The sequence below is a fragment of the Dysgonomonas sp. Marseille-P4361 genome, assembly GCF_900343125.1.
Lineage (GTDB): Bacteria > Bacteroidota > Bacteroidia > Bacteroidales > Dysgonomonadaceae > Dysgonomonas.
In genome coordinates this window covers 1-877 of the sequence record NZ_OPYL01000013.1, presented here as the reverse complement: position 1 = coordinate 877, position 877 = coordinate 1, and the positions used below count along the sequence as shown (strand labels likewise).

The window sequence follows — 877 nt, the reverse complement described above, 5'->3', positions numbered from 1 at the left end:
AAAAAATGACATCTTTAAGACTCAGAGGCATGTTCCTAGCTTTTAAAACGAGTCTTGAAACCCGGCAGAAAGAGACCATGACCATCGATCAGTTTGTATCCTGGCTCATCATCAGCGAATGGGACGATCGCCGCAACAGGGCGATAGAAAGAGCAATCAAGCAGGCGAACTTCCGCCATAAAGCTTCTATCGAGGAGTTAAACTTCTCAGTCGAAAGAGGACTCGATAAGAATCAGGTACAGCGTCTGGCTGATCTGAGTTTCATCAAAGAACATAAGGATGTTTTTATCACTGGAAGTACAGGCACAGGTAAAACTTATCTGGCTACAGCTTTGGGCTATGAGGCCTGCCAAAAAGGGTTTAAAGTCCTTTACTCCAATACATCCAAATTGATGGGACTACTTAAGTCCTCCAAAGCTAAGGGCACGATCCTGACAGAGCTTAGAAAGATAGAAAGAATGGACTTGCTGATATTGGATGATTTTGGCTTACAACCCTTTGATGCAACTGCAAGGATGAACTTACTAGATGTGATAGAAGACAGGTATGGGAAGAAATCAACCATTATTACTTCACAAATACCCGTCAAGGAATGGTATGATGTAATAGGAGAAAAGACAGTAGCAGATGCAGTTCTGGATCGTATCGTACATCAATCATTAAGAGTAGAATTATATGGAGAATCATTAAGAAAACAAAAAATCAATGATCTGTACAAATAAATGTTTATTATTGTAAAATTATATTAAGTATAACAAGACCCATAACGATGCGTTATCTACATAAAAAATCAATACAAAAATACACTACTTCAGAAATGAACGACAAGGGGTCAATTTGAATAGGAACTAGGGGACTAGTTTGATGGGAATTTGCA

1 protein-coding gene is annotated in these 877 nt (G+C 38.8%); it reads left to right on the top strand.

Translation table 11 applies throughout. From position 1 onward, the window contains the following. The first annotated feature begins 5 nt into the window (after positions 1-5). Positions 6-722, top strand: coding sequence for an IS21-like element helper ATPase IstB (gene istB / locus DHU68_RS14090; protein WP_108823641.1), 717 nt, complete (start codon positions 6-8; stop codon positions 720-722). Positions 723-877 lie beyond the last annotated feature (155 nt).